At 67.3% G+C, this 23959-nt stretch carries 17 protein-coding genes; 3 read left to right on the top strand and 14 right to left on the bottom strand.

Annotated features, from left to right (window positions below):
• Nucleotides 1-24: 24 nt before the first annotated feature.
• From BW991_RS17540 to BW991_RS17530, 3 genes are all read right to left on the bottom strand, one after another.
• Nucleotides 25-3216, bottom strand: a complete 3192-nt coding sequence (locus BW991_RS17540; RefSeq protein ID WP_170879129.1) for an EAL domain-containing protein — start codon at nt 3214-3216, stop codon at nt 25-27.
• Between the two features lie 313 nt (nt 3217-3529).
• The gene (locus BW991_RS17535) at nt 3530-3943 is read right to left on the bottom strand and encodes a hypothetical protein (protein WP_139335953.1); all 414 of its coding nucleotides are present in this window, start codon (nt 3941-3943) and stop codon (nt 3530-3532) included.
• 276 nt (nt 3944-4219) lie between these two features.
• Nucleotides 4220-4837, bottom strand: coding sequence for a response regulator transcription factor (locus tag BW991_RS17530; RefSeq protein WP_084205135.1), 618 nt, complete (start codon nt 4835-4837; stop codon nt 4220-4222).
• Between the two features lie 360 nt (nt 4838-5197).
• Here BW991_RS17530 and BW991_RS17525 point away from each other — a divergent pair, with 360 nt between their 5' ends.
• Nucleotides 5198-7255: a two-component system sensor histidine kinase NtrB gene (locus tag BW991_RS17525; RefSeq protein ID WP_076603398.1), complete on the top strand. Its 2058-nt coding sequence runs from the start codon at nt 5198-5200 to the stop codon at nt 7253-7255.
• A gap of 15 nt (nt 7256-7270) precedes the next feature.
• Here the strand turns inward: BW991_RS17525 and BW991_RS17520 are convergent, their stop codons facing one another.
• The 7 genes from BW991_RS17520 to nosR all read right to left on the bottom strand — a co-directional run bounded on the left by BW991_RS17520 (nt 7271) and on the right by nosR (nt 16454).
• Entirely contained in the window at nt 7271-9394 is a 2124-nt protein-coding gene (locus BW991_RS17520) for an EAL domain-containing protein (protein WP_076603397.1), read from the bottom strand.
• A complete protein-coding gene (locus BW991_RS17515) occupies nt 9391-10380 on the bottom strand; it encodes an ATP-binding protein (protein WP_244551751.1) in 990 nt (329 codons plus the stop codon). The genes BW991_RS17520 and BW991_RS17515 overlap by 4 nt, the downstream gene beginning before the upstream one ends.
• A 32-nt stretch (nt 10381-10412) precedes the next feature.
• Entirely contained in the window at nt 10413-12653 is a 2241-nt protein-coding gene (locus tag BW991_RS17510) for an ATPase, T2SS/T4P/T4SS family (RefSeq protein WP_076603395.1), read from the bottom strand.
• Nucleotides 12654-12660: 7 nt separating this feature from the next.
• A complete protein-coding gene (locus BW991_RS17505; RefSeq protein ID WP_076603394.1) occupies nt 12661-13848 on the bottom strand; it encodes a sensor histidine kinase in 1188 nt (395 codons plus the stop codon).
• The gene (locus BW991_RS17500) at nt 13845-14498 is read right to left on the bottom strand and encodes a GTP-binding protein (RefSeq protein WP_076603393.1); all 654 of its coding nucleotides are present in this window, start codon (nt 14496-14498) and stop codon (nt 13845-13847) included. The genes BW991_RS17505 and BW991_RS17500 overlap by 4 nt, the downstream gene beginning before the upstream one ends.
• Entirely contained in the window at nt 14498-15079 is a 582-nt protein-coding gene (locus BW991_RS17495; protein WP_076603392.1) for a response regulator, read from the bottom strand. Before BW991_RS17495 ends, BW991_RS17500 begins: the two co-directional genes overlap by 1 nt.
• Nucleotides 15080-15146: 67 nt before the next feature.
• Nucleotides 15147-16454, bottom strand: coding sequence for a response regulator c-di-GMP phosphodiesterase, NosR family (gene nosR / locus BW991_RS17490; RefSeq protein WP_076603391.1), 1308 nt, complete (start codon nt 16452-16454; stop codon nt 15147-15149).
• 273 nt (nt 16455-16727) lie between these two features.
• Here nosR and BW991_RS17485 point away from each other — a divergent pair, with 273 nt between their 5' ends.
• Both BW991_RS17485 and dmeF read left to right on the top strand, forming a co-directional pair.
• On the top strand, nt 16728-17048 hold the full coding sequence (locus BW991_RS17485; protein WP_076603390.1) for a cupin domain-containing protein: 321 nt from the start codon (nt 16728-16730) through the stop codon (nt 17046-17048).
• A 24-nt stretch (nt 17049-17072) separates the two neighbouring features.
• Nucleotides 17073-18059, top strand: a complete 987-nt coding sequence (gene dmeF, locus BW991_RS17480) for a CDF family Co(II)/Ni(II) efflux transporter DmeF (protein WP_076603389.1) — start codon at nt 17073-17075, stop codon at nt 18057-18059.
• Nucleotides 18060-18149: 90 nt separating this feature from the next.
• Here dmeF and BW991_RS17475 read toward each other — a convergent pair whose 3' ends face one another.
• From BW991_RS17475 to BW991_RS17460, 4 genes are all read right to left on the bottom strand, one after another.
• Entirely contained in the window at nt 18150-19796 is a 1647-nt protein-coding gene (locus BW991_RS17475) for a sulfatase-like hydrolase/transferase (protein WP_076603388.1), read from the bottom strand.
• A gap of 123 nt (nt 19797-19919) precedes the next feature.
• Nucleotides 19920-22346 (bottom strand): putative bifunctional diguanylate cyclase/phosphodiesterase, encoded by a 2427-nt coding sequence (locus BW991_RS17470; protein ID WP_076603387.1) that lies wholly within the window; start codon nt 22344-22346, stop codon nt 19920-19922.
• Between the two features lie 169 nt (nt 22347-22515).
• Nucleotides 22516-22920, bottom strand: coding sequence for a tellurite resistance TerB family protein (locus tag BW991_RS17465; protein WP_076603386.1), 405 nt, complete (start codon nt 22918-22920; stop codon nt 22516-22518).
• Between the two features lie 112 nt (nt 22921-23032).
• On the bottom strand, nt 23033-23779 hold the full coding sequence (locus BW991_RS17460; protein ID WP_076603385.1) for a TorF family putative porin: 747 nt from the start codon (nt 23777-23779) through the stop codon (nt 23033-23035).
• Nucleotides 23780-23959 lie beyond the last annotated feature (180 nt).

Here is a 23959-nt window from a genome sequence, read left to right as displayed (position 1 = left end):
CGGAGATTTCCGGGAGGCATGGCTTCATGCTGCGACCGCGATCATCTGCAGTTCAAAACGCTCGAACGCGTCGCGCACCGCCTCCAGCAGCTCGCGGTCGTCCCACGGTTTGTGCAGGAAGCGGAAGACCGCGCCGCGGTTGATCGCGCCGGTGATCATGCCGACGTCGGCGTAGCCCGACAGGATCATGCGCACCGCCTGCGGATGCAGGGACCGCACCTGGTCGAGAAACTGGACGCCATCCATCCCCGGCATGCGCAGATCCGAGATCACCACGCCGACCGAATGCCGCGACAGCAGCTCCAGCGCCTCCACGGCACTGCCGGCGAACAGCAGCGTATAGCCCTCCCGCCGCAGGATGCGACGCAATGCCGACTGGATCGACGGTTCGTCATCGACCAACAGCAGGGTGCGTGCGGGAAGGTCCTTCTGCACCGGCAGCGCCAACCCCCGCCCGCCGGCAAGCAGGTCCGCGAACGCCGCGGGCATGATCGGCGGCGAGAAATGGTAACCCTGCATCTCGTCACAGCCGCGCCCGCGCAGGAACAGCAACTGCCCCTCGGTCTCGACCCCCTCGGCGGTCACGCGCAGGTTGAGGCTGTGGGCCAGCGAGATGACGGACACCGCGATCGCCGCATCGCTCGCGTTGGTCGTCAGGTCGGTGACGAAGGCGCGATCGATCTTCAGGTAATCGATCGGGAAGCGCTTGAGCGTGCCGAGCGAGGAATAGCCGGTGCCGAAGTCGTCGATCGCCAGCCTGACGCCAATGGCCTTCAGTCGCCGCATCATCGCGATCGCCCGTTCCGGATCGCGCATCAGGGTGCTTTCGGTGATCTCCAGCATCAGCGCGCCGGCATCGAGGCGGTAGCGCGACAGCAGGGCCGACACGTCCGCGACCAGATCGTCGCGCAGGAACTGCAGCGGCGACACATTCACCGCCACATGCGGGCAGGCAACGCCGGCATCGAGCCACTCGCGCATCTGCGCACAAGCGGATTCCAGCACCCAGCGCCCGATCGGCAGGATCAGCCCGCTTTCCTCGGCAACGGGGATGAACTCGCCCGGCGGGACCATGCCCAGTTCCGCATGGCGCCAGCGGCACAAGGCTTCGCAGCCGCTCACCTCGCCGGTGAGCAGATCGGCCTTGGGCTGGTACACCAGATACAGCTCCTGCCGCTCGACGGCACGCCGCAACTCGAGTTCGAGACGCAGGCGCGGGGCCGCACGGGCGTTCATGTTCGCATCGTAGAAGCAGAAGGTGTCGCGCCCGGTCTCCTTGGCACGGTACATCGCCACGCCGGCGTTGCGCAGCAGCGCGTCGGCGTCCTGCCCGGCGCCCCCGCTCTCGGCCACACCGATGCTGGCGGTCAGGCGCAGCTCCTCGCCGCCGACCGCGATCGGCTGCCGCACCGCTTCGAGCAGGCGGTTGGCCAGCGACACCACGGCCTGCTGGCCCGGCAGCTGATCGGCGATCAGCACGAACTCATCGCTCGCCACCCGCGCAACGGTGCTGCAAGCTTCCGCGGCAGCGGCGAGGCGGCGGGCGATGTCCGCGATCGTCGCATCGGCGGCCCCGCGACCGAAACTGTCATGCACGACCTTGAAGCGGTCCAGGTCCAACCACAGGACGAAGCAGCGATCGTCGCGCGCCGGACGCGAGAGCACCTGCTGCAGCCGGTCGGCCAGCAGGTTGCGGTTGGGCAGGCCGGTCAGCGTATCGTGGTTCGCCTGGTGGGCGAGCTGCTCCTCGTGGCGATGCCGCTCCGTGACATCGCGGAATTCGACCACCGCGTGGTCGGCGTCCTGCCCTCCGCCTGCAACCAGGCTCACGCCGGCATCGAGCCAGACCACCTCCCCCGCCGCACGCGTCAGGCGCAGCGCGACCTCGCCTTCGCGCTGCGCCGCGAGCAGCCCCGCCAGCAGCTCCCAGCCGCCCGCATCGAAACCCCGCCGCCCGAGGCCGGGCAGGTCGGCCGCGAGGAGCTCCCCCGGCGTGATCGCCAGCAATGCGAGCAGCGCGGGATTCGCACTGACGATGCCGGCCGCGCGGCCATAGCGGTAGATCATCACGCCGTTGCGGCTGGCGTCGATGGCACGGTCGCGCAGGCGCACCTCCTCCGCAGCCGTCTGCAGTCGCGTCATCGCCCGCTCGATGCGCTCCGCCATGTCGTCCAGCGTCCGCGCGAAATCCCCGAGTTCCCCGCCCTCGGGCGGCAGGGTGCAGCGGGCGTGCAAATCCCCGGCGCCGAGCCGCCGAGCCGTTTCCGCGAGGTCGCGCACCCGCCGCAACACCAGATGCTGCGCCGCCGCCCAGCCGAGAATCGTCATCAACGCCGCCATCCCGACCAGCAGCAGGACGTTGTGCCGCACCACCGTCGCGGCGGCGGTCTGCGCCGTGGCCGCCGGAATGCCCACGCGCACGTACAGATCCCCGTACATGCTGAGCACCGGCACGATCGCCGATACGCGCGAAACCTGATCGAGCCACACCGATTCGATCACCACTTCGCGGGCATCGACGATCGCCGCCTTGAACTCCTCCAGCTCCGGAATCGTGCGCCCCGCCAGCCCTTCCGGATCGGGCAGGCGGGCGAGGATCGCGCCCCGGCTGTCGAGGATCGTCACCACCGACCCGTCGGGCAGCGACAACTCGCGCAACAGCGCTTCAAATGCCATGGGCTCCGCCGCGAGCCCGACGATTGCGGTGATGTCGTCGCGCTCGTCGAACACCGGATGGGCGAACACGACGACAGGCTTGCCGGTGATGCGGCCGACGATGAAATCGCCGATCGCAAAGTCGCGGCGCTCGACGGCGCGGCGGAAATAGGCGCGATCGGACACGTAGATCTCGCCACGGTAGGATTTCGCGCTGCACAGCATCCTGCCGTCGCGGCCGGCGACGAAGAGATCGGAATAGAGTTCGCCCAGCGTCGCCACCTGTGCCAGCCAGCGGCCGCAATCGCGCGTGGAGTGCAGTCGCCGGATCTCCGGCGCGTCGGCGAGCCCCTGCAAGGCCTCGTGAGCATGCTTGAGCATGTCCCGCTGCCGCGCGGCCAGCTGGCGCGCCGTGGACAGCGCGAGCCGCTCCGAAGCGGCCATGGCCTCCCGCCGCTGATCGACCCCCGTACTGACGATGATCGCGAGGGACGGCAGGACCGCGACGAGAACCAGCAGCAGCAGGCGGACGTGCATCCGGGCAAGCCACTTGCGAATCATGATGCGCTCATTCTTATTGTCGTGGCCAACCGCCGCGAAGCGGAGCCCTCCCCGGGCCGGGCTCCCGGGCCCGGCGCACGCCTCGACGGGCGCGGGGAGACAGAAGCCGGCGATCATGTGCGTGAGCAACCGCGTAACATCATAAGACAGCCTTCCCCGCCTGCAAACACCGGAAACGGCAAGTTCCGGCACCTCGGTGGTCGCATACCGCCTGATGACTCCGCCCGGTTCGATCGGCCAGCCTGTCGATGCCCCCCGGGATCACACCCGATGTCGTTCACGCCGCCCCTCCCCCGCGGCTGCCCGCCCCGCGTCAATTCAGCGCGGGGTCATCGAGCGTGTCGAGTGCCAGGGCAATTTCAGTCGAAGAACCGAGGAAGAGCACGCGGCACAGCCTGCGCGTCCCGCACATCACGGCTTCTGCAAGCTCGTGGACGAAATCCGCGTCGCGGGCTTCCGTGAACAACGGAATCGAAATCGTACTGCCGACGAGGGTTTCGGGCTGCTGCAGGATGGTGCGAACGATTTCCGGCAAGGGCCGCTTTCCTGCCGGAAGCACGGCGCCGGCATCGGACGTCGGCGACGACAGATCGGCGCCGGAAGGCACGAATGCATCCGGGGCCCCCAACCGGCAGGCGACGGACGCCGCGCCGGCGTACCAGCACACCCAGCTGACGGGGCGCGCGACAGCCTCCTCCGCATGGGCGCAGGTGGCGTACAGTGCCATCAGCAGGCTACCGGCGACGTGCCGGCGGCAGGCAGCTCGCACGGCGGCACGCACGCGCATCAGCGATGCGGCAAGACGGCAGGCAAAATGAATATGCATAACGGCACCCTCCTCGAGTGACGAAGCATAATTTGCGAAGCATATTCGGGAAATTCGCAAGATTGCGCGACCGTCTACGTATAAGCACGTAGGCGGCACGCAGCGGGATCCGCGGCGAGGAAGGCTGTGATGTGGACGCGCCTGGCAGCCCAGGCAGCGCAGAGCGGCAAGTGCGGCTTATCCGTCGCCCAGGTCAGCCCACAGCACGAGTTGGGCAACGGTTGCGATCGATGTGACGTCGAGTTTGCGGAACAGATTGGCGCGATGGGCTTCGACGGTCCGTGCGCTGATTCCCAGCTGGGCTCCGATCTGGGGCGCCGAAAACCCTTCGGCAAGACAGCGGGCGATCTCCCGCTCACGTTCGGTCAGGCCCGCGAGTTTGGCCCGCGCCTCCGCGATCGTTGCGTTGCGGGCGCGCCGCATGCGGCTGCTGGTGATCGCGTCGCGTACCCGCTCAATCAGCAGTTCGTCACTGAATGGTTTCTCGACCACTGCGAAGGCCCCCGTCTGCATCGCGCGCACGGTGACCGGAACGTCCGCGTTGCCGGTGTAAATGATTACCGGGAGGTCGATCTGCCGTTGCCGCAGGCGTTCGAGCAGCTCGAGGCCGCCGACTTCCGGCATGCGCAGATCGAGAATGAGGCACGCCTCGTCGCATGGTTGGTAGCCAGACAGGAAAGCCGCGGCACTCTCGAAAGTCTCGACGCGAAAGCCCGCAGAGCGGAAGACCCGCTGGACCGCATTCCGAAACGACGCATCGTCATCGACGATGAATACAGACTGTTCGCTGATCATCGAATTATCCCTGTGCGGACCTCAGCCACGCGAACGCTGAATCCACCGCAGTGCTGTATACGTGGATCTACGTATGGAGCCCGGAAGTCTATCGGATTATTCGCTGCCCGGTCACGGCGTATACTCGCCCCATCAATCGGAGGGCATGCGTAGTCCCGGTACCTGCTCGGACACGCCCCCCGCCGAGACTGGCGCCGCCCGCGGCGACGGGAATATTCACCGCGCTCGTGACAATATTTTGAGCGGGATCCACGGAGGCGGAAGCCGCACCCGGGCGTACCGATGCAATACGCAACCATCGCTGGCAATGCAGTGCCGGTGAATTAGAATGTTTCCCCTTTTCGCCGCGATCGACCCGACATGTCTCGTGGGCTCAGCATCCGCCGCTACCTCGCGCTCCACGTGCTGCTCACCGGCTGCGTGATGCTTGCCCTGTCGCTGGTGTTCGTCTTTTCGCAGCAGCACACCGACCGCGCCGAACGGCGGATCTTCGAACAGGAGCTGGCACCCGCCACCGCGCTGCGCGAGGTCGAACGCCGCCTGCTGTCCGTCCACGCGCATCTGCAAGGCGTGCTGCTCGGGACCGCATCCCCCGCGAGCGTGCGCGAGCTCCTGACCACGGAAGGCGCACAGATCCGTTCCGGCTGGGAAACATTCGTGCGAGAGCACCGGAACTGGCTGCACGACGCCGACGAGGCGCAGCAGATCGCGAACTTCGAGAATACGCTGGCTGCGCTGTGGCAATTCTTCGAACGAGCGGTCGCCGCCACGCGCGCCGACGACCGCGATGAACTGGCGCGCCTGCTCCGCAACGACTGGACCACGCTGCAGCCGATGCTGTCCGGCAAGCTGCGCGAACTCGCGACGATCCAGGAGCACCATATCGGCCAGGCGCGCCAGGAGCTGATCATCTCGCGGCATCACTCGACGATACTGGTCGGCTCGCTGCTCGCCGCCGGCGTGCTGCTCCTCGGCGGCTTCGCGATCGGCCTGCTGCGCTACGTCATGCGCCGCATCGCCATGATCGAGAACGCGCTCGACCAGGTGGCCGCCGGCACGGGCGACGTGGCGATACCGCATCGTCCGGGCGAAACCGAGATGGCGCGGATTGCGGACGCGATCAGACGCACCGCCGCTCATCTCGGCGAAAGCCATGAGTCGATCACCGTCCTGATGCGCCGCCAGCAGACGATCCTGGAATCGCTCGCCGAGGGCCTCTACGGCGTCGATACCGACGGACACATCATGTTCATCAACCCTGCGGCGCTCGCGATGCTCGGATACGCCGAGCACGAGGTGCTGGGCCTGTCCTCGCATGCGCTGTTTCACCACCACCACGCGGACGGCCGGCCGTATGCACTCGCGGACTGCCCGATCGCCGCATCGCGCCATACCGGCCGGATCGGCAGGCGCGTCGGCGAGGTCTTCTTCCGCAAGGACGGGAGCAGTTTCCCGGTCGAGTTCACCAGCGGGCCGATGCGCGACGCGGACGAACCTCCCGGCTGCGTGGTGGTGTTCCGCGACATCACCGAACGTCTCGAACAGGACCGCCTGCTGCGCGACACCATCGCCGAACTGCAGGAAACGAACACGCGTCTGGGCGCGGCCCAGGGACAGCTGCTGCAGGCCGAGAAGCTTGCCGGACTGGGGCAGCTCGCCGCCGGCGTCGCGCACGAAATCAACAACCCGATCGCCTTCATCCAGTCCGACATCGGGGCTTTCGAGAAATACCTGCGCGACATCTTCACGCTGATCGACGGCTACGAAGCGCTGATCCACCGCCAGTCCGACACCGGCCTGCGCGGCGCGGCAACGCGGCTGCACGATGATGCGGATCTCGATTTCATGCGCGACGACCTGCACACGCTGATTGCCGAGAGCCGCGACGGGCTGCGGCGGATCGCCCGCATCGTTGCCGACCTGAAGGACTTCTCGCGCGTCGACGACGACCAGGAGCTGGCCGAGGCCGACCTCGTGCAAGGGCTGGAGAGCACCCTCAACGTCATGCATGCGACGATCGCCGAAAAGGCCGATGTCGTGCGCGACTATGCCCCGCTGCCGGCCGTGCGCTGCCAGGCCGGGCAGATCCATCAGGTGTTCGTCAACCTGCTGCTCAATGCGATGCATGCGATCGCGGACCGCGGCATGATCACCGTGAGCGCGCGCCAGCACGGCGACGAGGTGTGCATCGAGATCCGGGACACGGGACGCGGCATGGAGGCGCACGAGCGGCAGCGCATGTTCGACCCCTTCTTCACGACGAAACCGGTCGGCCAGGGCACCGGCCTCGGTCTGTCGGTCAGCTACAGCATCGTTCACCGGCACGACGGCCGCTTCGAGGTCGATAGCGCCCCGGGACGCGGCACCGCGGTGCGGGTGTGGCTGCCGGTCAAGGGCCCGGCGGGCGTCGGCGCATGAACATCGCCGTGCCGCTCACGCCGGGCGCCGGCCGTACAGCTCGCGCCATTCGCGCAGCGCGCCGCGGACCTCGTCCTTGAGCTGTTCGTCGTCCCAGGGCTTGCTGAGGAAGCGGTAGATCGCCCCGCGGTTGATCGCATCGGTCACCGCAGAAATTTCCGAATAACCCGACAGCACCATGCGCACCGTCCTGGGATACAGGACCTTGACCCGCGACAGGAACTCCGTGCCGCTCATTCCCGGCATGCGCTGGTCGGAGACGATCACCTGCACGGGATGTTTCGCCAGCACCGAGAGCCCCTCCTCCGCGCTGCCGGCGACGAGGATTTCGTACCCTTCGCGGCGCAGCGTGCGGCGCAACGCCGAGAGGATGCTCGACTCGTCGTCGACGAGCAGTATGGTCTCCCGCGCGTCCTGTGCGAGGGGCGCCGAAAGGTCGAGCCGCGCGCCCTCGCGCAGCATGCGCGCGATCTCGTCGGCGGGGACCGCCGGCGAAAAGCGGAACCCTTGCACCTCGTCGCAATCGCTGCGCCGCAGGAACTGCAGCTGTTCCTCGGTCTCGACCCCTTCGGCGATCACCACCTTGCCGAGCTTCTGCGACATCGCGACGGTCGCCTGGACGATGGCGGCATTGGCCGGATTGGTGACGATGTCGCGGATGAAGGACTGGTCGATCTTGACGACGTCGATCGGAAAGCGCGACAGGTAGGCGAGCGACGAGTAGCCCGTGCCGAAATCGTCGAGCGACAGGCGCACGCCGAGCTCCTTCAGCTGCGCCGTGACGCGGATCGCCGCCGTCATGTCCTGCATCATCGCACCCTCGGTGATCTCGATCTCGAGACAACGGGGGTCGGCGGCATGCGCCGCCAGCGCATCGGCGACCGTCTCGCGCAGCGCGCGCTGCCGGAACTGGCGTGCCGAGAAGTTGACCGCCATCCTGATCGGAGGCAGCCCCGCCTCGCGCCAGGCCTGCATCTGGCGACAGGCTTCGCGCAGCACCCAGGAGTCGATGGCGACGATGCTGCCGCACTCCTCCGCCAGGGGGATGAAGTCTCCCGGCAACAGCATGCCCTGTTGGGGGTGGTTCCAGCGGACCAGCGCCTCGACGCCGACGATGTGGCCGGAGTGCAGGCTCAGCTGCGGCTGGAAATGCAGCACCAGCTCGCCGCGTTCCACCACGCCCTGAAGCTCCTCGCGCAGGCGGCGCCGCTCGCCGCTGCGCTCGGCCATGTCGGCATCGAAGCGGCACGACCGGTTGCCGCCCTGCGCCTTGGCATCGTGCGTCGCACTGCGTGCGCAACCGATCAGTTCGTCGGCGGAGCCTGCATCGGCAGGGTAGAAGGCCATGCCCACCGAGGCGGTAAGTTCCATCGGACTGCCGGCGATGGTGAACGGCCTGGCGACCGTCGCCAGCAGGCGGTCGGCGATGTCGCGGCTCTCCGGCTGGGAGCCCGGGGCCGCCTTGCCGAGCAGCACAGCGAAGTTGTCGCCGCTCAGGCGTGCGACCAGATCGACGTGTCGCAGCGCATCCCGCACGCGTGCGCCGACCTCGGCGAGCAGGCGGTCGGAGTGGTCCGCGCCGAAGCGGTTGTTGATTGCACCGAAGCCGTCGAGATCGAGGTTCAGCAGCACCACTTCATGCCCGGCCCGCCGCGCCAGCTCGATCTCCGCCGACACCGCGCGCATGAACGTCGCGCGATTGGCCAGACCGGTCAACTGGTCGAAGGTGGACAGGTACTCGACGTGCTGCTCGTAGCGCTGCCGCTCGTGGAGATCCTCGCTGATGGAGACGTAGTAGCGCACCGCCCCTGCGGCGTCGCGGATCGCCGAGATCGTCCGCGCCTCGAGGTACAGCTCGCCGTTCTTGCGCCGATTGACGAACTCGCCGCGCCAGATCTCGTCGGCATCGAGCGCCTTCCTGAGGTCGCGATAGACCTCGGCGGGCGTCTGTCCGGACTTCAGGATATCCGGCTTCCGACCGATCAGCTCCTCTACCGCGTACCCCGAGATCTGCGCTGCCGCGGGATTGGCGAACAGGATGACCTCGTCCGGGCCGGTGACGATGATGCCGCGCCGCCACTGTGTGAACAGGGTGCGGAACAGGTCCTCGTCGGGATGGGGCGCGGTCACGGCACTCATGTTCCGGCTGGCTGCTGCTCCGCCTCATTCGCGTGCAGCGGCAGAACGATGCGAAAGCGCGTGCCCTCGCCCGGCTGGCTGAACACTTCGAGCGCCCCCTTGTGCCGCTTCACGATGTCGGACGAGATCGACAGTCCGAGACCGGTCCCCTTGCCCGCCGGCTTGGTCGTGAAGAAGGGTTCGAAGATGCGCGCCTGCACGTCGGGCGGCATGCCCTTGCCGGTGTCGATGATTTCGATCCACACCTGCTCTTCGCTGGCGCCGCTGCGCAGCGTGATCGTTCCCGACGTCTCGATCGCCTGCGCGGCATTGACCAGCAGGTTCATGAAGACCTGGTTGATCTGAGCCGGAATGCAGCGCACCTTGGGCAGTTCGCCGAACTCGCGCACGACCTGCGCCTTGTACTTGATTTCGTTCCACACCACGTTGAGCGTGCTCTCGAGACCGCGGTTGAGATCGGCCTCCTGCCATTCGCCCGCATCGGAACGCGAGAAATCCTTGAGGTCGTTGACGATGTGCTTGACGCGCGTCAGTCCGTCGGCCGACTCCCGCAGCAGGTCGGGAATGTCTTCGCGCAGGTAGTCGACTTCGGCCGCATCGCGCGCCGTCGCGATCGCGGCGCGCGCCGGATGCCCGGGCGGCAGCGCCTGCTCGAGCTGCTCGTAGGCGGCGAGCAGGCCGAACAGGCGGTCCACGTAGGACGCGAGCGAGCCGAGGTTCGAGCCCACGAAACCGACCGGATTGTTGATCTCGTGCGCGACGCCGGCGGCGAGCTGGCCGATGGCGGCCATCTTCTCGGATTGCAGCAACTGGCTCTGCGTCCGTTCCACGCGCGCAACCAGCTCGGCCATCAGCTCGCGTTCTCGCTCCAGTTCGCGCGTCAATTCGGCGATCCGCGCCTCGAACCCGCCGATCAGGCGCCCGAGGCGCTCGTCGACTTCCGTATTGCCCGTCATCAGGGTCTGCATCTCTAACGCCTCTGCCATCCCGGAGGCTCCTGTCGCTGATGTTGAACGAATCATTCCGGTTCCGGACCGAGGACGCGCAGGGCCTCCTCGAGCGAGGTCTCGCCGAGCGCGATCTTCTTCCGCGCATCGTCCCACAGCGACTCGTGCCCGGTTGCGCGCGCGTGGGAGGTGATTTCACGAATGCTGGCACTGCGGGTGATCAGGTCTCGCATGTTCTCGTCCGGCAACAGGATCTCGTACAGCCCGAGCCGCCCGTGATAGCCGCTGCCACCACACTGGACGCAGCCCTCCCCCACGAACGCCGCCTGCAGCGAGTCGAACCGCGGCCCGAGGCGCGCAGCCAGCGTCCGGTCGACCTCGACCTGGCGCCGGCACTGGCGACAGATCCGGCGCACCAGGCGCTGGGCGATCACGCCTTCGAGGGCACTGGCGACGATGAAGGGCTTGAGGCCGAGATCAAGCAGCCGTGCGATCGTTGCAAGCGCGGAGTTCGTATGCAGTGTCGATAGTACCTGATGCCCCGTCAATGCGGTATGGAACGCCACCTCGGCCGTCTCGTAATCCCTGATTTCGCCGATCAGCACGACATCGGGATCCTGGCGCAGGATGGAACGCAGCACGACCGGGAAGGTGAGGCCGATCTTCTCCCGCACCAGCACCTGTCCGGCATTGTCGAGGTAGTACTCGACCGGGTCCTCGATGGTGATGTAATTCTTGGCCGGCGATGCGTTCGCCTGCAGCAGCGAATACAGCGTCGTGGTCTTGCCGCTGCCGGTGGGGCCGGTCGCCAGCAGCAGCCCCTGCGGCTTGTCGACCATCACCCGCACCTTGGCCAGGCCGGCCTCGCCGAAACCGAGGCCGGCGAGGCTCAGGACCTGGGAATTGCGGTCGAGGATGCGCATCACGACCTTCTCGCCGTTGATCGTCGGCAGCGTCGAGATGCGCAGGTCGACGATGCGCAGCGGCGACTTGACGGTGATGCGCCCGTCCTGGGGGCGGCGGCGCTCGGAGATGTCGAGCTCGGCCATGATCTTCAGCCGCGACACGAGCGGGCTGTGCAGCGCGTGCGGAATCTGGATCTTGTCCTGCAGCACGCCGTCGATGCGCAGGCGCACGACGACGTGCTTGGTCTTGGGCTGAATGTGGATGTCGGAGGCGCCCAGACGGATCGCCTCGAGCAGGATCGCGTTGACGAGCCGGATCGCGGGCGGCTCGTTGGTCGACGCGAGCAACTCGTCGAGCGGCACGGCCTCGTCGTCGTCGATGACGATCTCGATGCCCTCGTAGGGATCGACGACGCCGACCATGGTCTCGAGGTCGCGGATGTCGACGCCGTCGTCGTCGCCGTAGACCTCGGCGATCTTCGCCTGGATCGCCGCCAGGTCCGCCATCACGACTTTCAGGTCGAGGCCGGCGGTGAAGCGGATGTCGTCGATCAGGCCGGCGTCCATCGGATCGGCCACCGCCAGCATCAGGCGCCGCCCCTCGAGCTTGAGCGGCATGATCAGCTGCTTGCGGCAGAAGCTGCGCGGAATCAGCTCCGCGACGGCCCGATCGACGCGGAATTCGCCGAGCGACACCTCCTCGACCAGCAGTTCCTCGCGCAGGATCTTGCGCAGCGTCTTCTCCGCCACCCAGCCGCGGTCGAGCAGCAGGCGGATCAGCGGTTCCTTCTGGATACCCTGCTGGCGGGTGAGCTCCTGCCACTGCGCGCTGGTGATCAGCCCCTTCTTGTGCAGCATCGTGCCGAGCTGGCTGCGGTTGGACACCGCCATGCGCGACAGCGCCGAGATCTCCTTGGTCTTCTTCGCGTTCTCGAGACTCAGCGCGCGGTTCTTCTGCACCAGGTCGAACTGCTCGAGCGCGAGCGAGACGGTGACGCGCAGGTCGTCGTCGTTCCACGGCTTGAGAATGAACTTGTACACCGCGCCGTCGTTGATCGCGCCCATCACCGCGCCGGTGTCGGCGTGACCGGTGAGCATGATGCGGATGGTCTCCGGGTACAGGCTCTTGACCTGCTTGAGCAGGTCGGCGCCGTTCATGCCCGGCATCATGTAGTCGCTGATGATGACCTGCACCGGCGCCTCCTTGAGCCGCGCGAGCGCCTCGGCGCCGCTGCCGGCGGTCAGGATCTCGTACGATTCGGCGCGGAAGATGCGGGTCAGCGCCTTCAGGATCGACGGTTCGTCGTCGACGAACAGGATGCGGTAGCGCGGCCGCTCCGCGGCGGCCGTCGCAGCCGGCGCGGCGGCGTCTTTCTGGCCGGTGAAGAAGGCGGCGTAATTGCTCATCGAGGTCCTAGAGCGGCAATTCCACCGTGACCCGCGCCCCGCCTTCCGGGCGCGTCGCGGCGGTGATCGTTCCGCCATGCGTGAGCACGATGTCGCGCGCGACGGTCAGCCCCAGCCCGGTGCCGCCGCCGACGCCGCGCGTCGTGTAGAAGGGGTCGAAGATGTAGGGCAGCACCTCGTCGGGAATGCCCGGCCCGGTGTCGTCGATCTGCACGACGATGTGCGAGCCGGTCGCCTGGGAGCGCAGCGTCACGGTACCGCTCTCGCCCACCGCCTGCAACGCGTTCTGCAGGATGTTGAGAAACGCCTGGTTGAGGTGCCCGGACAGGCACATCAGCGGCGGCAGCGGCGACAGCTCGCTCGTGAGCGTCACCCCCGGCGGCTTCTGCCCGGCGATCACCGCGAACAGCGACTCCAGCTGGCCGTTGATGTCGGCGAGCTGCACGTCGGGCTGATCGACGCTCGAGAACCCCTTCAGGTCCTTGACGATGCGCGCGATGCGCGCAACGCCCTGCTGCGAGTCGGTGAGCAGCTCGGCGAAATCCTCCAGCACGAAGTCGAGGTCCGCGGCCTTCCATTTCTCCGCCGGCACCATGTCGCGCAGCTGGGCGAACTGGGCGACGTAGCGTTCCGCCGTCGACAGGTTGCTGTTGACGAAGCCGAGCGGATTGTTGATCTCGTGCGCGACGCCCGCCGCGAGCTGGCCGATGGATGCCAGGCGTTCGGCCTGGTAGAGCTGGCGCTGACGCTCGTCGATGATCCTGACCTGCTCCTTGACCTTCGCATCGAGGATTTCCGCGAGTTCGCGGTATTTCGCCTCCGACGCCCTCAACGCCTCGTTCTGCTGCTGCAGTTTGGCGTAGTCGGCACGCACCGCCTCGAGATGCAGGTCGGACACCATGCGAAAGCGCGCCCGCGACAGGAGCCCCCAGCGCACGACGCGTGCGGCCCCCTTCAGCGCGACCGCGTCGCAGGCGCAGGCGAGGAAGCCGACCGGCTCGAGCTCGAGCGTCAGCGGCGCCTGCACGCACCCCACGGTCGGGGCGTTGCCGGCGAAAACGGTTCCCGCGGCGTCCAACACCGCAACGGGCTGGCCGAGCACCGCCGCGAGCTGGGTGCAGATCTCGTCGGCATCGCGCGGCGTGATCAGCTCGCCGAGCACGAACTCGCGGTCGAATCCCGGCTCCACGCTCATGCTGCGCCTCCCAGGGCGGCGGCGACGAAGGTCTCCTCGGTCAGGCCGTGGGTGCTGTCGAGTTCGAGCTCCTGCGCGTACCCCTGCCACACGCCGCGCAACAGGGTCGCGAAGGTCTGCAGCACGCCGTCGCCGCGAAGCGCCGTCGCAAACACCAGCGGCCACGGCGCCCCCGCGTAACGCTCGCGCACCTCGTCCTCGCTCAGGATCGCCGGCAGATCGCGCTTGTTGAACTGCACCACCAGCGGCAGGCGATCGACATCCAGTCCCACGCGACCGAGGTTCTCGACCAGATTCTGAAAGGATTCGCCATTGTTGATCGACTCGGTACGCTGCGAGTCGGCGACGAACACGACGCCGTCGGCGCGCGACAGCACCGCCTTGCGCGTGCCGTCGTGCGCCACCTGACCCGGCACGGTGAACAGCCGGAAGCGGATCGTCAGACCCGACGGCGCGCGAAAGCCGAGCGGCAGCAGGTCGAAGAACAGCGTACGGTCATGCTGCGTCTCGAGCGTCATCAGCTCGCCCTTCATCTCGGCGCCGACCAGGTCGTGCAGCTGCATCAGGTTGGTGGTCTTGCCGCCCTGCGCCGGACCGTAATACACGAGCTTGAAGGTGAGGCGCCCGGCGTCGCGCTCGAGTTCCGGCATCAGGAAAGCCCCTTGCCCGGGTCGTCGAGCAGGGATTCGTCGAGCAGCACCGAGCCGTCCTCGCCCCAGATGACATGGGTGATGCCCGGCTCTTCGGACTCGAGGCGCCGGCGCTCGAGCTCGGCCGCGGACAGCGTCCCCATCGCGACGCGCGCCTGATCGGCAAGGCGCTGGTTCTCGAGGGTCAACTCGCGCAGTGCGAGCGCCTGCCCGATCGCTGCGACCAGTTCGTAGTCGTTCCACGGCTTGGACATGAAGCGGCTGATGCCGGCCTCGTTGATCGCACCGATCAGGCCGTTGAGATCGGCATAGCCGGACAGGATGATCCGTGCGGCGTCAGGCTGGATCTCGCGAAAGGCCTTCAGGAAGCTGACGCCGTCCATGCCCGGCATGCGGTAGTCGGAGAGCACGAGGTCATAGGCGGTGTGGCGCGCCTTCTCGAGCGCCTCGGTGGCGACGCTGAAGGTGTCCACGCTCAGCGAGCATACGCGCTCGCCGACCACGCAGGGCGTCAGGGAAAGCACACGCCGCAAGGACTTCAGGATTGATTCCTCGTCATCGACGATCAGGATTCGGGTCATCGGTCATCCTCGCTATGACTGCGCTGAAGCACGGACAGGCCGTGCGACGACGCGTTCTTCATTTTCTTCATTTATCGCCCCGCACCTGCAGCGTCAGGGCAATACCCTCGCGACGCGCGTAATTCTGGATCTGACGCACGAGCGACTCGTCGAGGACGTAATCGGCGGCGAGCAGCAGCGCGCCATCGCGCCCGACCAGATCACGCGCGAGCACCATGCCGGGCTGCAGGTCCGCCGCCGCCACGGCGACATCGCGCGACGGCGGCTCCTGCGCGACGCCGCCGAGCAGTTCGACGAAGGCATCGACGACCTGCGGGTCGTAGCGCTTGCCGCGGGAGCGCACCAGCATCGCCAGCGCCTCGTCGCGGTTCAGGAGCTTGTCCGCCAGCGTGCCGATCTGCAGGCCGTCGTAGTCGTTGACGACGCTGAGGATGCGCGCACCGAGCGGAATCGCAAGCCCCTGCAGGCCGTCGGGAAAACCCTGGCCGTCGAAGCGCTCGTGGTGCGCGCGGATGAGGTGCGCCGCGCCCTTCAGTTCATCGAGCGGCATCAGCGCCGATTCGCCGGCCAGCGCGTGCTTGCGGTACAGCCCCATCTCCTCGCCGTTCATCCTGGCGACCGGTTTCGCGAGCATCGCATCGGAGAACCCGATTTTACCGATGTCATGCAGCAGGCCGGCAAGAAAGATGTCCTGCTGATTCTTGGCATCCACGCCGAGATGCGCGGCCAGCTTGCGCGCCTGGTCCGCGACCCGTCTCGCGTGACCCGCCACGCCGCCGCTGCGCAGCTCCATCAGGCCCGAGAAGGTCTTGATCGAGACGAGGAAGTTCTGCTTCTGCCGCTCGTTCGCCACCTTGAGCGAGGCGTTGGCCTGCTCGAGTTCGCGCGTCCGCTCCTGCACCTTCTGCTCAAGCCCGGAATTGAGCTCCTTCAACTCGGCGTTCTGCGCCTGCGTGAGGGCCTGCAGGCGCTCGTTTTCGCTTTGCAGGCGGCGCCGCTCCAGCGCGTCGCGCAGGATCAGCATCAGGTCGTTGTCATCCCATGGCTTGGAGATGTAGCGATAGATCTGGCCGCGGTTGATCGCGTCGATCGTCGAGCCGATGTCGGCATAGCCGGTCAGCAGCAACCGGACGATCCCGGGCCAGCGGTTTCGCACATGTTCGAGAAACTGCGCGCCGTCCATCTCCGGCATGCGCATGTCCGAGACGACGACGTCGACGTGCTCGCGCTCCAGCACTTCGAGGCCCGCCTTTCCGCTTTCGGCAAGGTGGATCGTATAGCCCGAAGGCCGCAGCAAACGACGCAGCGACGACAAAATGCTCGCCTCGTCATCCACCAGCAAAATGCTCGGCGCCGTACCCGACATGTCGGTCATCCCGTTTGATCTCGCTATTCTGCCGCGGTATGCCATCGGCAGAGGGGTTGCTGTCGCGCGCTGATTATATCCTGCCGCAATTCGACGAAATTGTCCCGATCGATTGGCGTCCGCGACAGTGCCGAACCATCGGTGGCCTGCGGAGTGCGGGCGCCCGGCGCTCCTGCTGCAGCGACGACGAATCGACGGTATCGTGTCGGGCGGACGCATTGGGCGGCCGGCGCATCCGCGTCCTCCCGGCAATCCCCCTACACGCGAAACGCGGACTCTACGATGCCAGACAACGGCAATCTCCTCGACCGGTTGCCACCGCCCGGTGGCGACGAAAGCTTCGACACGCTGTTCGAGCGCGCCGGCACGCGCATCGAGCGCATCGTCTCGCACGGCCACGCCAGTCCGCCGGGTTTCTGGTACGACCAGGAGCAGGCCGAGTGGGTGATCGTCGTGCAGGGCGAGGCGGTGCTCGCGTTCGCGGACGGCGAACGGCGCGAGATGCGCGCGGGCGACTGGGTCACGATCGCCCCGCACCGCCGCCACCGCGTCGAATCGACCGGCCCGGCAACCGTTTGGCTCGCGGTGCATGTAGACTCGTGACATAGCGATCACCGTCGGCACGCAATGTCCCCCGAATCCCCGCAATACTGGACCCCGAACCACAGCTTCGACGACGGCAACGTCGCCGGCGAGCGCGGCACGCGCCTCGTGCTGCTGATCACTGCGATCACGATGGTGGTCGAGATCGCCGCCGGCTGGTGGTTCAACTCGATGGCGCTGCTCGCCGACGGCTGGCACATGAGCTCGCACGCGCTCGCGATCGGCCTCTCGGCACTCGCCTACGCCGCCGCGCGGCGCTACGCCGGCGATCCGCGCTTCGCCTTCGGCACGTGGAAGATCGAGGTCCTCGCCGGTTTCGCGAGCGCCATCTTCCTCGTCGGCGTCGCGCTCGCGATGGTCATCGGCTCGGTCGAACGCCTGCTCGCGCCCCAGGACATCCGCTTCCCCGAGGCGATCACGGTCGCGGTGGTCGGCCTCGTCGTGAACGTCGTGTGCGCGCTGATCCTCAGCCGCGCGGGCGAGCACTCGCACGGCGGACACGGGCATGAGCATCACGACCACGGCCATACCCACCCGCACGAGCACGGTCACGGCCACGTTCATCACGACCTGAACCTGCGCGCCGCCTACCTGCACGTCGTCGTCGATGCGGCGACCTCGGTGCTGGCGATCGTCGCGCTGCTGGGCGGCATGCTGTATGGCTGGAACTGGATGGATCCGGTGATGGGCATCGTCGGCGCCGTGCTCGTCGCCCGCTGGTCGCGCGGGCTGCTGCGCGACACCGGCCGCGTGCTGCTCGACCGCGAGATGGACCACCCCGTCGTCGCGGAGGTCCGCCATGCGCTGGCGAACCATCCGCACTGGCCCGAGGCGCCGCGCATCGTGGACCTGCACGTGTGGCGCGTCGGCCGCAACCGCTTCGCCGCCATCGTCAGTGTGCTCACCGGCGACCCGACGATTACCCCGACGGCGATCAAGCGCGCGCTCGCCCCGCACGAGGAGCTGATCCACGTCTCGGTCGAGGTTAACCGCCCGCAGGACGCCGCCTGACTCGCGTTCGGGCTGAGCCTGTCGAAGCCCTGCCCATGCCCTTCGACAAGCCCAGGGCGGACGGATGCATCTGACCGCCGGATCAACCGCTCAGCGGTCGTGCGCGATGTCGCGCTGCACGGTTGTGCGCGCTGGCGGACGCGGCGGCAGAGGCACCGGCGTCACGACCACGTCGGCCGGCCCGGTGCCCGTGGCCAAGGGTTCGGTCACCGGCAATTCCCACAGCGCGCGGTAAGTCGCGCTGTAATTCATGAGCTGCTCGGTCATCTTCGCGATGCGATCCGGCGGACGCGGCACGTTAGCCGGCCCGATCGCGGCGTAGCCGAGGCCGGCGCGCTCGCCCTCGACGTCGAAGCCGAGCATCCTCAGCATGGTCGGCAGCATGTCGAAGTGCGTGACCTCGTCGGTGTTCTTCACGAGCTTCTTGTCGGCGCCGATCAGCAGGTTGTACACGCGCCGCTCCGGATTCTTCACCAGCTTGTCGTACGAGGTGTTGCCCATCGCGAGGTGGTCGCCCTGCACGACGACCGCGATGCGATCCGACCAACCCTTCTGGTTGATGTACTCGATGAAGTCGGCGACCTGCCCCGCGGTGCATTCGACGATGCCGTCGAAGTCCTGGTAGCCCTGGCGTTCGCAGCTCGACGAGAGATGGCCGTAGGGGTGGTGCGTGTCGATCGTCAGGACGGTGAGGTTGAAGGGCTTGCGCGACTTCATCAGCGTGTCGAGCTCGCTGCGCGCGTGGCGGAAGAGGTCGTCGTCATAAAGCCCCCAACCGCTCATCAGCTCCGGCCGCTCGCCCTGGTTCACCCACTCCTCGCGCCCCATCACCTTGCTGTAGTGGTGATCCTTGAAGAACTTGCCGACACCGGCGAAGGCGAGGCTGGAGCCGTTGAGGAAGACGTTGGTGTAGCCGTTGCCCGCGAGGATGTCGCCGAGGCAGCGCGCGCGCGGCAGGAAGCTCTCGACCTGCTCGCCCTGCGCGTTGCCGCCGAACAGTGCCACCGACTTCAGCGGCAGGCCGCACTGTGTCGCGACGATGCCGGCGATCGTGAAGTGCGCCCCCCGCATCTCGCGGTAGCTGTCGAAGGACACCACGCGCGGCTTGCCCTTGAAGGCGTTGAGCCGATGCAGGAGGTCGCGCCCGAACAGGTTGGGGTCGGAATAGGTGGTCTCGAGGCTCTCGACGTAGATCAGCACGAGGTTCTTCGGCTGCTCCTTGCCGCGCTTGACCGAAACGCGGCTCGGGTCGACGTAGGAGCCGGCGAAATAATCCTCGCCGAAGTAGGCCCGCACGTAACGCGCGAGCGAAAAGCTGTCGATGAAGAAGGCGACCCCCGCGCCGAGCACGATCAGCGGGATCGCCCGCGACACGCCGTGGCGGGTGAAGCGCGCCAGCGCACGGCCGACGCGGCGCATGCCGACACGCAACCAGTACCACCCGCGGCGCAGCCACGGCACCGGCCATTTCTCCGGATGCGCGCGCAGGTGGTTGAACCACTCGTCCAGCCCCCACAGCACCATCGCCAGGGCGACCGGCAGCGCCAGCGCGCGCCACAGGAAGCGGCGGGTCAGTTCGGGGTCGCTGGTCATCAGGCCTTCGGTACCGAAGCGCAGGTGGTAGAGCACCTGGTCTATCGTGACCGAGCCGAACTCGTCGGTGAGCCAGTCGGGCACCGCATACAGCAGGCAGCCGACGAGTATCGCCAGAGGTTTGAGGAGTTTTCGGACACGCATTGACAGGACGACTCCGGCGGGCAGGCTTCCGTGCGGCGGCGCCGCGTGCACCGGAAGGTGCGCAATATTACCGCAACGCTTCAGGCGTAGACTGGCGCGGCGGGCGCAAGTTTGCGCGCCGGTTCACGACGTCCGCGTCTGCGGCCGGCGCGAGTCGAGAAGGGCCGCGAACGCAGCGCCCGGCACCGGGGCCCCGAAAAGATAGCCCTGGCATTCCGGACAGCCCGCGTCGCGCAGGAAATCGCGCTGGTCGGTCGTCTCGACTCCTTCCGCGATCACTTCCAGCCCGAGGCTGCGCGCGAGCGCGATCGTCGCCTGCACGATCGCGGCACAGCTGCGGTCGTTGGGCACCTCGCTGACGAAGGAGCGGTCGATCTTGAGGCGGTGGATCGGGAAGCGCCTCAGGTAGTACAGGGACGAATAGCCGGTGCCGAAGTCGTCCAGCGCGAGCTGCACGCCCTGCGCGGAGAGCCTGTCCATCAGCCCGATCGCGCGCTCCGTGTCTTCCATCAGCATGCTCTCGGTGAGCTCGAGCTCGATGCGCGCGGGATCCGCGCCGGTGGTCGCGAGCGCATGGCGCACGGCCTCGTCGATGTCGCCCTGCAATTGCCGCACCGAGAGGTTTACCGCGAGGCGGAAACCGGCAGGCAGGCGATCTTCCCATTCGACCACCCTGCGGCACGCCTGCTCCAGCACCCACGCACCGATGTCGACGATCAGGCCCGTCTCCTCGGCGATCGGGATGAACTCGGCGGGCGGCACCAGGCCGCGTTCGGGCTGGCGCCAGCGCAGCAGCACCTCGGCGCCGGTCATCGCGCCGCTCGCGGTATCCACCTTGGGCTGGAAGTGCAGCTCGAACTCGTCGCGCGCCAGCGCGTGGCGCAGGTTCTCCTCCATCCCCAGGCGCTCCAGTGCGCCCTCGTTCATCGACGGCAGGAAGAAGCGGTAGCGGTTGCGTCCGGCGCGCTTGGATTGGTACATCGCGACGTCGGCGTGCTTGGTGAGCACCTCCGGCGTACTGCCGTCCTCCGGGTAGAAGCTGATGCCGATGCTGGCCCCGGTCGCGATCTCCCGCCCTTCGACGAGGAAGGGCGCGGACAGGGCGTCGAGGACGCGCTGCGCGACCGCGGCGGTGACCTGCCGGCGGTCGAAGGATTCGCCCGCGAGCAACACCCCGAACTCGTCGCCGCCCAGGCGCGCGGTCGTGTCGCAGTCGCGCACGATGCCGCTCAGGCGCGCGGCCACCTGCTTGAGCAGCGCGTCGCCGGCCTTGTGGCCGAGGCTGTCGTTTACCGGCTTGAAGCGGTCGAGGTCGATGAACAGCACCGCGAGGCTCGAGTTCTGGCGCCGCGCGAGCAGCACCGCGTTCTCCAGCCGGTCCTCGAACAGCCGCCGGTTCGCCAGCCCGGTCAGCGCGTCGTAATAAGCCAGGCGCGCGATGCGCTCTTCGCTCAGGCGCTTCTCGGTGATGTCGTAGAACATCCCGATGTAGTACACGAGCTCCTGCCGGTCGTTGTAATCCGCGCACAGGGTCAGCCACTGGCGGTACACCTCGCCGCTCTTGCGCCGGTTGGTGACTTCGCCCTGCCAGTAGCCGCGCTCGTTGACGGACCTCCACATCTCGTCGTAGAAGGCCTCGTTGTGCCAGCCCGACGACAGCAGGCGCGGGGTCCCGCCGATCGCCTCTTCGGAAGTGTAGCCGGTGATCTCGGTGAAGGCGCGATTCACCTCGATGACGCGCTGCGCCGGGTCGGTGATGACGATGCCCTCGATGCTGCGCTCGAACACGCTCGCCGCCATGTGCAGGCGCCGGTTGGCAGCCTCCAGCGCCTCGTTCTGCGCGCGCATGCTGGCCTCGTTCTCGCGCAGCGCCCCATACTGCCGGCGCAGGATGCGGTCGGCGCGGCCGACGACGAGCAGCAGCACCGCGTAGAGCGCGCCGAAGCCCAGCACGATCGCCAACAGCAGCCGCCACGAATCACGGTCGATCTCGCGGATGTCGCCCGAGACGTCGGTGTACAGCTCGAACACCGCCTTCACCTGCCCGCCGGGATCGGGGCGGATCGGGATGTAGCTCGACACCACGTTCACGTTCTCGATCTCGCCCTCGGTCGCGCTCATGCGGCCGCGATAGACGAGCTCGCTCATCGTCACGCCGTCGCGGGCCGCGAGGAAACCGGGATTGCCGCTCTTGTCCTCGCCGATCTCGCGCACGACGGTCGAGAACACCGCCGTGCCCTTCAGGTCGTACACCTTGATCTTGATCACCGGCACGCCCGCCGACAGGTCGCGGATCCGTTCGCGCAAGCGTGCCGTCAGCTCGCGGTCGCGCAGCGCGAGTGCGTCGCTGCCTTCCGAAGCCATCAGCGCCGCGCCGAACTCGGGCCAGATCGCGTTCGCGACGGTGCGCGCGAGCAGTTCGTTGCGCGTACCGGAAATTTCCGTGCGCTCGGCGATCTCGCTGCTGCGGTAGCCCCACAGGAACAGCAGCGAAATCACCAGCACGGCGATACCGCTCGCAATCGAAAAATAGCGGGTCAGTCTGAACATGCTCCCCCCCCCCCCGATCGCCTGCAGGCCTGCCCGTCATGACGGACAATCCGCGAACCCGCGTCCGCAGGGCGCGTGCAGCCGCCCGCAGTCCATCATACGACCATTCGCGCGCGCCGGCAGCGCCTGTCAGCGCGGCCCGGGCTCGATGTGCATCGCCATGGAGGAATCAGTCACGCAGGTTCTCGAGCGGGATGCCCCAGCGCGTCAGGGCGTCGCGCAGCAAGGTCTGCTCGGGCAGGCAGATGACGCCGTCGGCTTTCGACAGCACCAGCATCGCGCGGCACACCATCTCGCGCAGGACCGGATCGGTGATGCGGTCGAGCATCATCTCGAAGCGTTCGATGTCGAGCATGCGGACCGGGTCGACGCGCTCGGGCCGCTGCAGCAGGCGGCGGCAGTGGTCGATGATGGCCTGGATCAGGGCGTCGCGCTCGACCCCCAGCAGCTTCGGGATGCCAAGGCGGTCGAGTGCCTCGAGTTCGCGGCTGGCGAGCACGCCGTCCGCCAGCAGGGTGAGGGCCACCAGCTCGGTGGCCACGGCGCGTTGCGCCTCGTAAGTCGGGTCGGTCATCGGCGGGATTGCAGCAATGCGCGGTTAAGGGCAGGAAGCATAACGTGCCTATGACCGCATGCTGCAACCAATGGTTTCGGCCGCGCACGACCATCGCGCGCGGCCGGGGTGCTCAGAAGCTCTTCGACACGGCGAACACCACCCGCTCCTTGAAGATCTTGCGGCCGTCATGGCTGCCGTACACCTTGTGCCCGCGGTCGATGTCGGTGTCGTGGTAGCGCAGGTCGAAGTTGAGCCCCCACATCTGCTTGGTGACGCCCACGTTCCAGTGCGTCCAGCCCTCGGCGCCGTGGCCGGTGAGATCCTGGTAGCCGAAGGAGCCGTCGATGCCCCAGCCGTCGCCGAGCGTGACCTTCGGATGGATCGCGTAGTTCACGCCCTTCCAGCCGTTCACGCCGAACCAGTCGTCGAGCGTCGGCGTGACCTCCAGCTTCAGGTTGACCGGCCCGAAGTTGCGGTCGAGGTACATGTACAGCTCGCTGTAGTTGTAGCGGTTCGCGCCCGGGTACTGGTACGAGAAGGCCATCACGTTGTAGTTGAAGCCCGTGTCGCCGATGCTGCCGTACTTGCCGAGATAGGGGCCGACGACCGCGTAGATGTCGGGCGAGCCCTCGAACTTGTTGGTCGAACCGAAATAGCCGAGATACACGCCGGTCGAGTGCGTCCAGGTCAGCGAGGCCTGCACGGCGGGGATCTCGCCGCTGACCGTCTCCGACTCGCCGCGGAAGACGTAGTCGGTGGCGAACTTGACCGAGCCGCCGATCGTGCCGCCCAGCACTTCCGGTTTTTCCTCTGCCAGCGCGGTCTGGGACAGCACCAGCGCAGCGCCTGCCAGCAGCATCGAATAACGCGTTTTCATGATTGGACTCCCTCATCGTGGTTGCAATGTCTTCCGGATCGCAGCGGCTTTTCCGCACTCGTTCGGATTGCATGATGGGGAAGCGACATGAACGGCGGCGCCGAACAAGGTGAATGCAGATTGCGACTGTGTAAAACCGCCCTGAAGCACACATCCCTTGCGCAGCAAGGGTTTCACGGC

Origin of the sequence: Aromatoleum tolulyticum (genome assembly GCF_900156155.1) — a bacterium.
Classification (GTDB): Bacteria; Pseudomonadota; Gammaproteobacteria; order Burkholderiales; family Rhodocyclaceae; genus Aromatoleum; species Aromatoleum tolulyticum.
The sequence above is the reverse complement of the archived record's forward strand: the minus strand, read 5'-3'. Positions and strand labels throughout refer to the sequence as shown.

Excerpts from the sequence above, each read along its gene's own strand:
- BW991_RS17540 (WP_170879129.1), bottom strand. The coding sequence starts at position 3,216 with ATGATTCGCAAGTGGCTTGCCCGGATGCACGTCCGCCTGCTGCTGCTG.
- BW991_RS17535 (WP_139335953.1), bottom strand. The coding sequence starts at position 3,943 with ATGGCACTGTACGCCACCTGCGCCCATGCGGAGGAGGCTGTCGCGCGC.
- BW991_RS17530 (WP_084205135.1), bottom strand. The coding sequence starts at position 4,837 with ATGATCAGCGAACAGTCTGTATTCATCGTCGATGACGATGCGTCGTTT.
- BW991_RS17525 (WP_076603398.1), top strand. The coding sequence starts at position 5,198 with ATGTCTCGTGGGCTCAGCATCCGCCGCTACCTCGCGCTCCACGTGCTG.
- BW991_RS17520 (WP_076603397.1), bottom strand. The coding sequence starts at position 9,394 with ATGAGTGCCGTGACCGCGCCCCATCCCGACGAGGACCTGTTCCGCACC.
- BW991_RS17515 (WP_244551751.1), bottom strand. The coding sequence starts at position 10,380 with ATGGCAGAGGCGTTAGAGATGCAGACCCTGATGACGGGCAATACGGAA.
- BW991_RS17510 (WP_076603395.1), bottom strand. The coding sequence starts at position 12,653 with ATGAGCAATTACGCCGCCTTCTTCACCGGCCAGAAAGACGCCGCCGCG.
- BW991_RS17505 (WP_076603394.1), bottom strand. The coding sequence starts at position 13,848 with ATGAGCGTGGAGCCGGGATTCGACCGCGAGTTCGTGCTCGGCGAGCTG.
- BW991_RS17500 (WP_076603393.1), bottom strand. The coding sequence starts at position 14,498 with ATGCCGGAACTCGAGCGCGACGCCGGGCGCCTCACCTTCAAGCTCGTG.
- BW991_RS17495 (WP_076603392.1), bottom strand. The coding sequence starts at position 15,079 with ATGACCCGAATCCTGATCGTCGATGACGAGGAATCAATCCTGAAGTCC.
- nosR (WP_076603391.1), bottom strand. The coding sequence starts at position 16,454 with ATGACCGACATGTCGGGTACGGCGCCGAGCATTTTGCTGGTGGATGAC.
- BW991_RS17485 (WP_076603390.1), top strand. The coding sequence starts at position 16,728 with ATGCCAGACAACGGCAATCTCCTCGACCGGTTGCCACCGCCCGGTGGC.
- dmeF (WP_076603389.1), top strand. The coding sequence starts at position 17,073 with ATGTCCCCCGAATCCCCGCAATACTGGACCCCGAACCACAGCTTCGAC.
- BW991_RS17475 (WP_076603388.1), bottom strand. The coding sequence starts at position 19,796 with ATGCGTGTCCGAAAACTCCTCAAACCTCTGGCGATACTCGTCGGCTGC.
- BW991_RS17470 (WP_076603387.1), bottom strand. The coding sequence starts at position 22,346 with ATGTTCAGACTGACCCGCTATTTTTCGATTGCGAGCGGTATCGCCGTG.
- BW991_RS17465 (WP_076603386.1), bottom strand. The coding sequence starts at position 22,920 with ATGACCGACCCGACTTACGAGGCGCAACGCGCCGTGGCCACCGAGCTG.
- BW991_RS17460 (WP_076603385.1), bottom strand. The coding sequence starts at position 23,779 with ATGAAAACGCGTTATTCGATGCTGCTGGCAGGCGCTGCGCTGGTGCTG.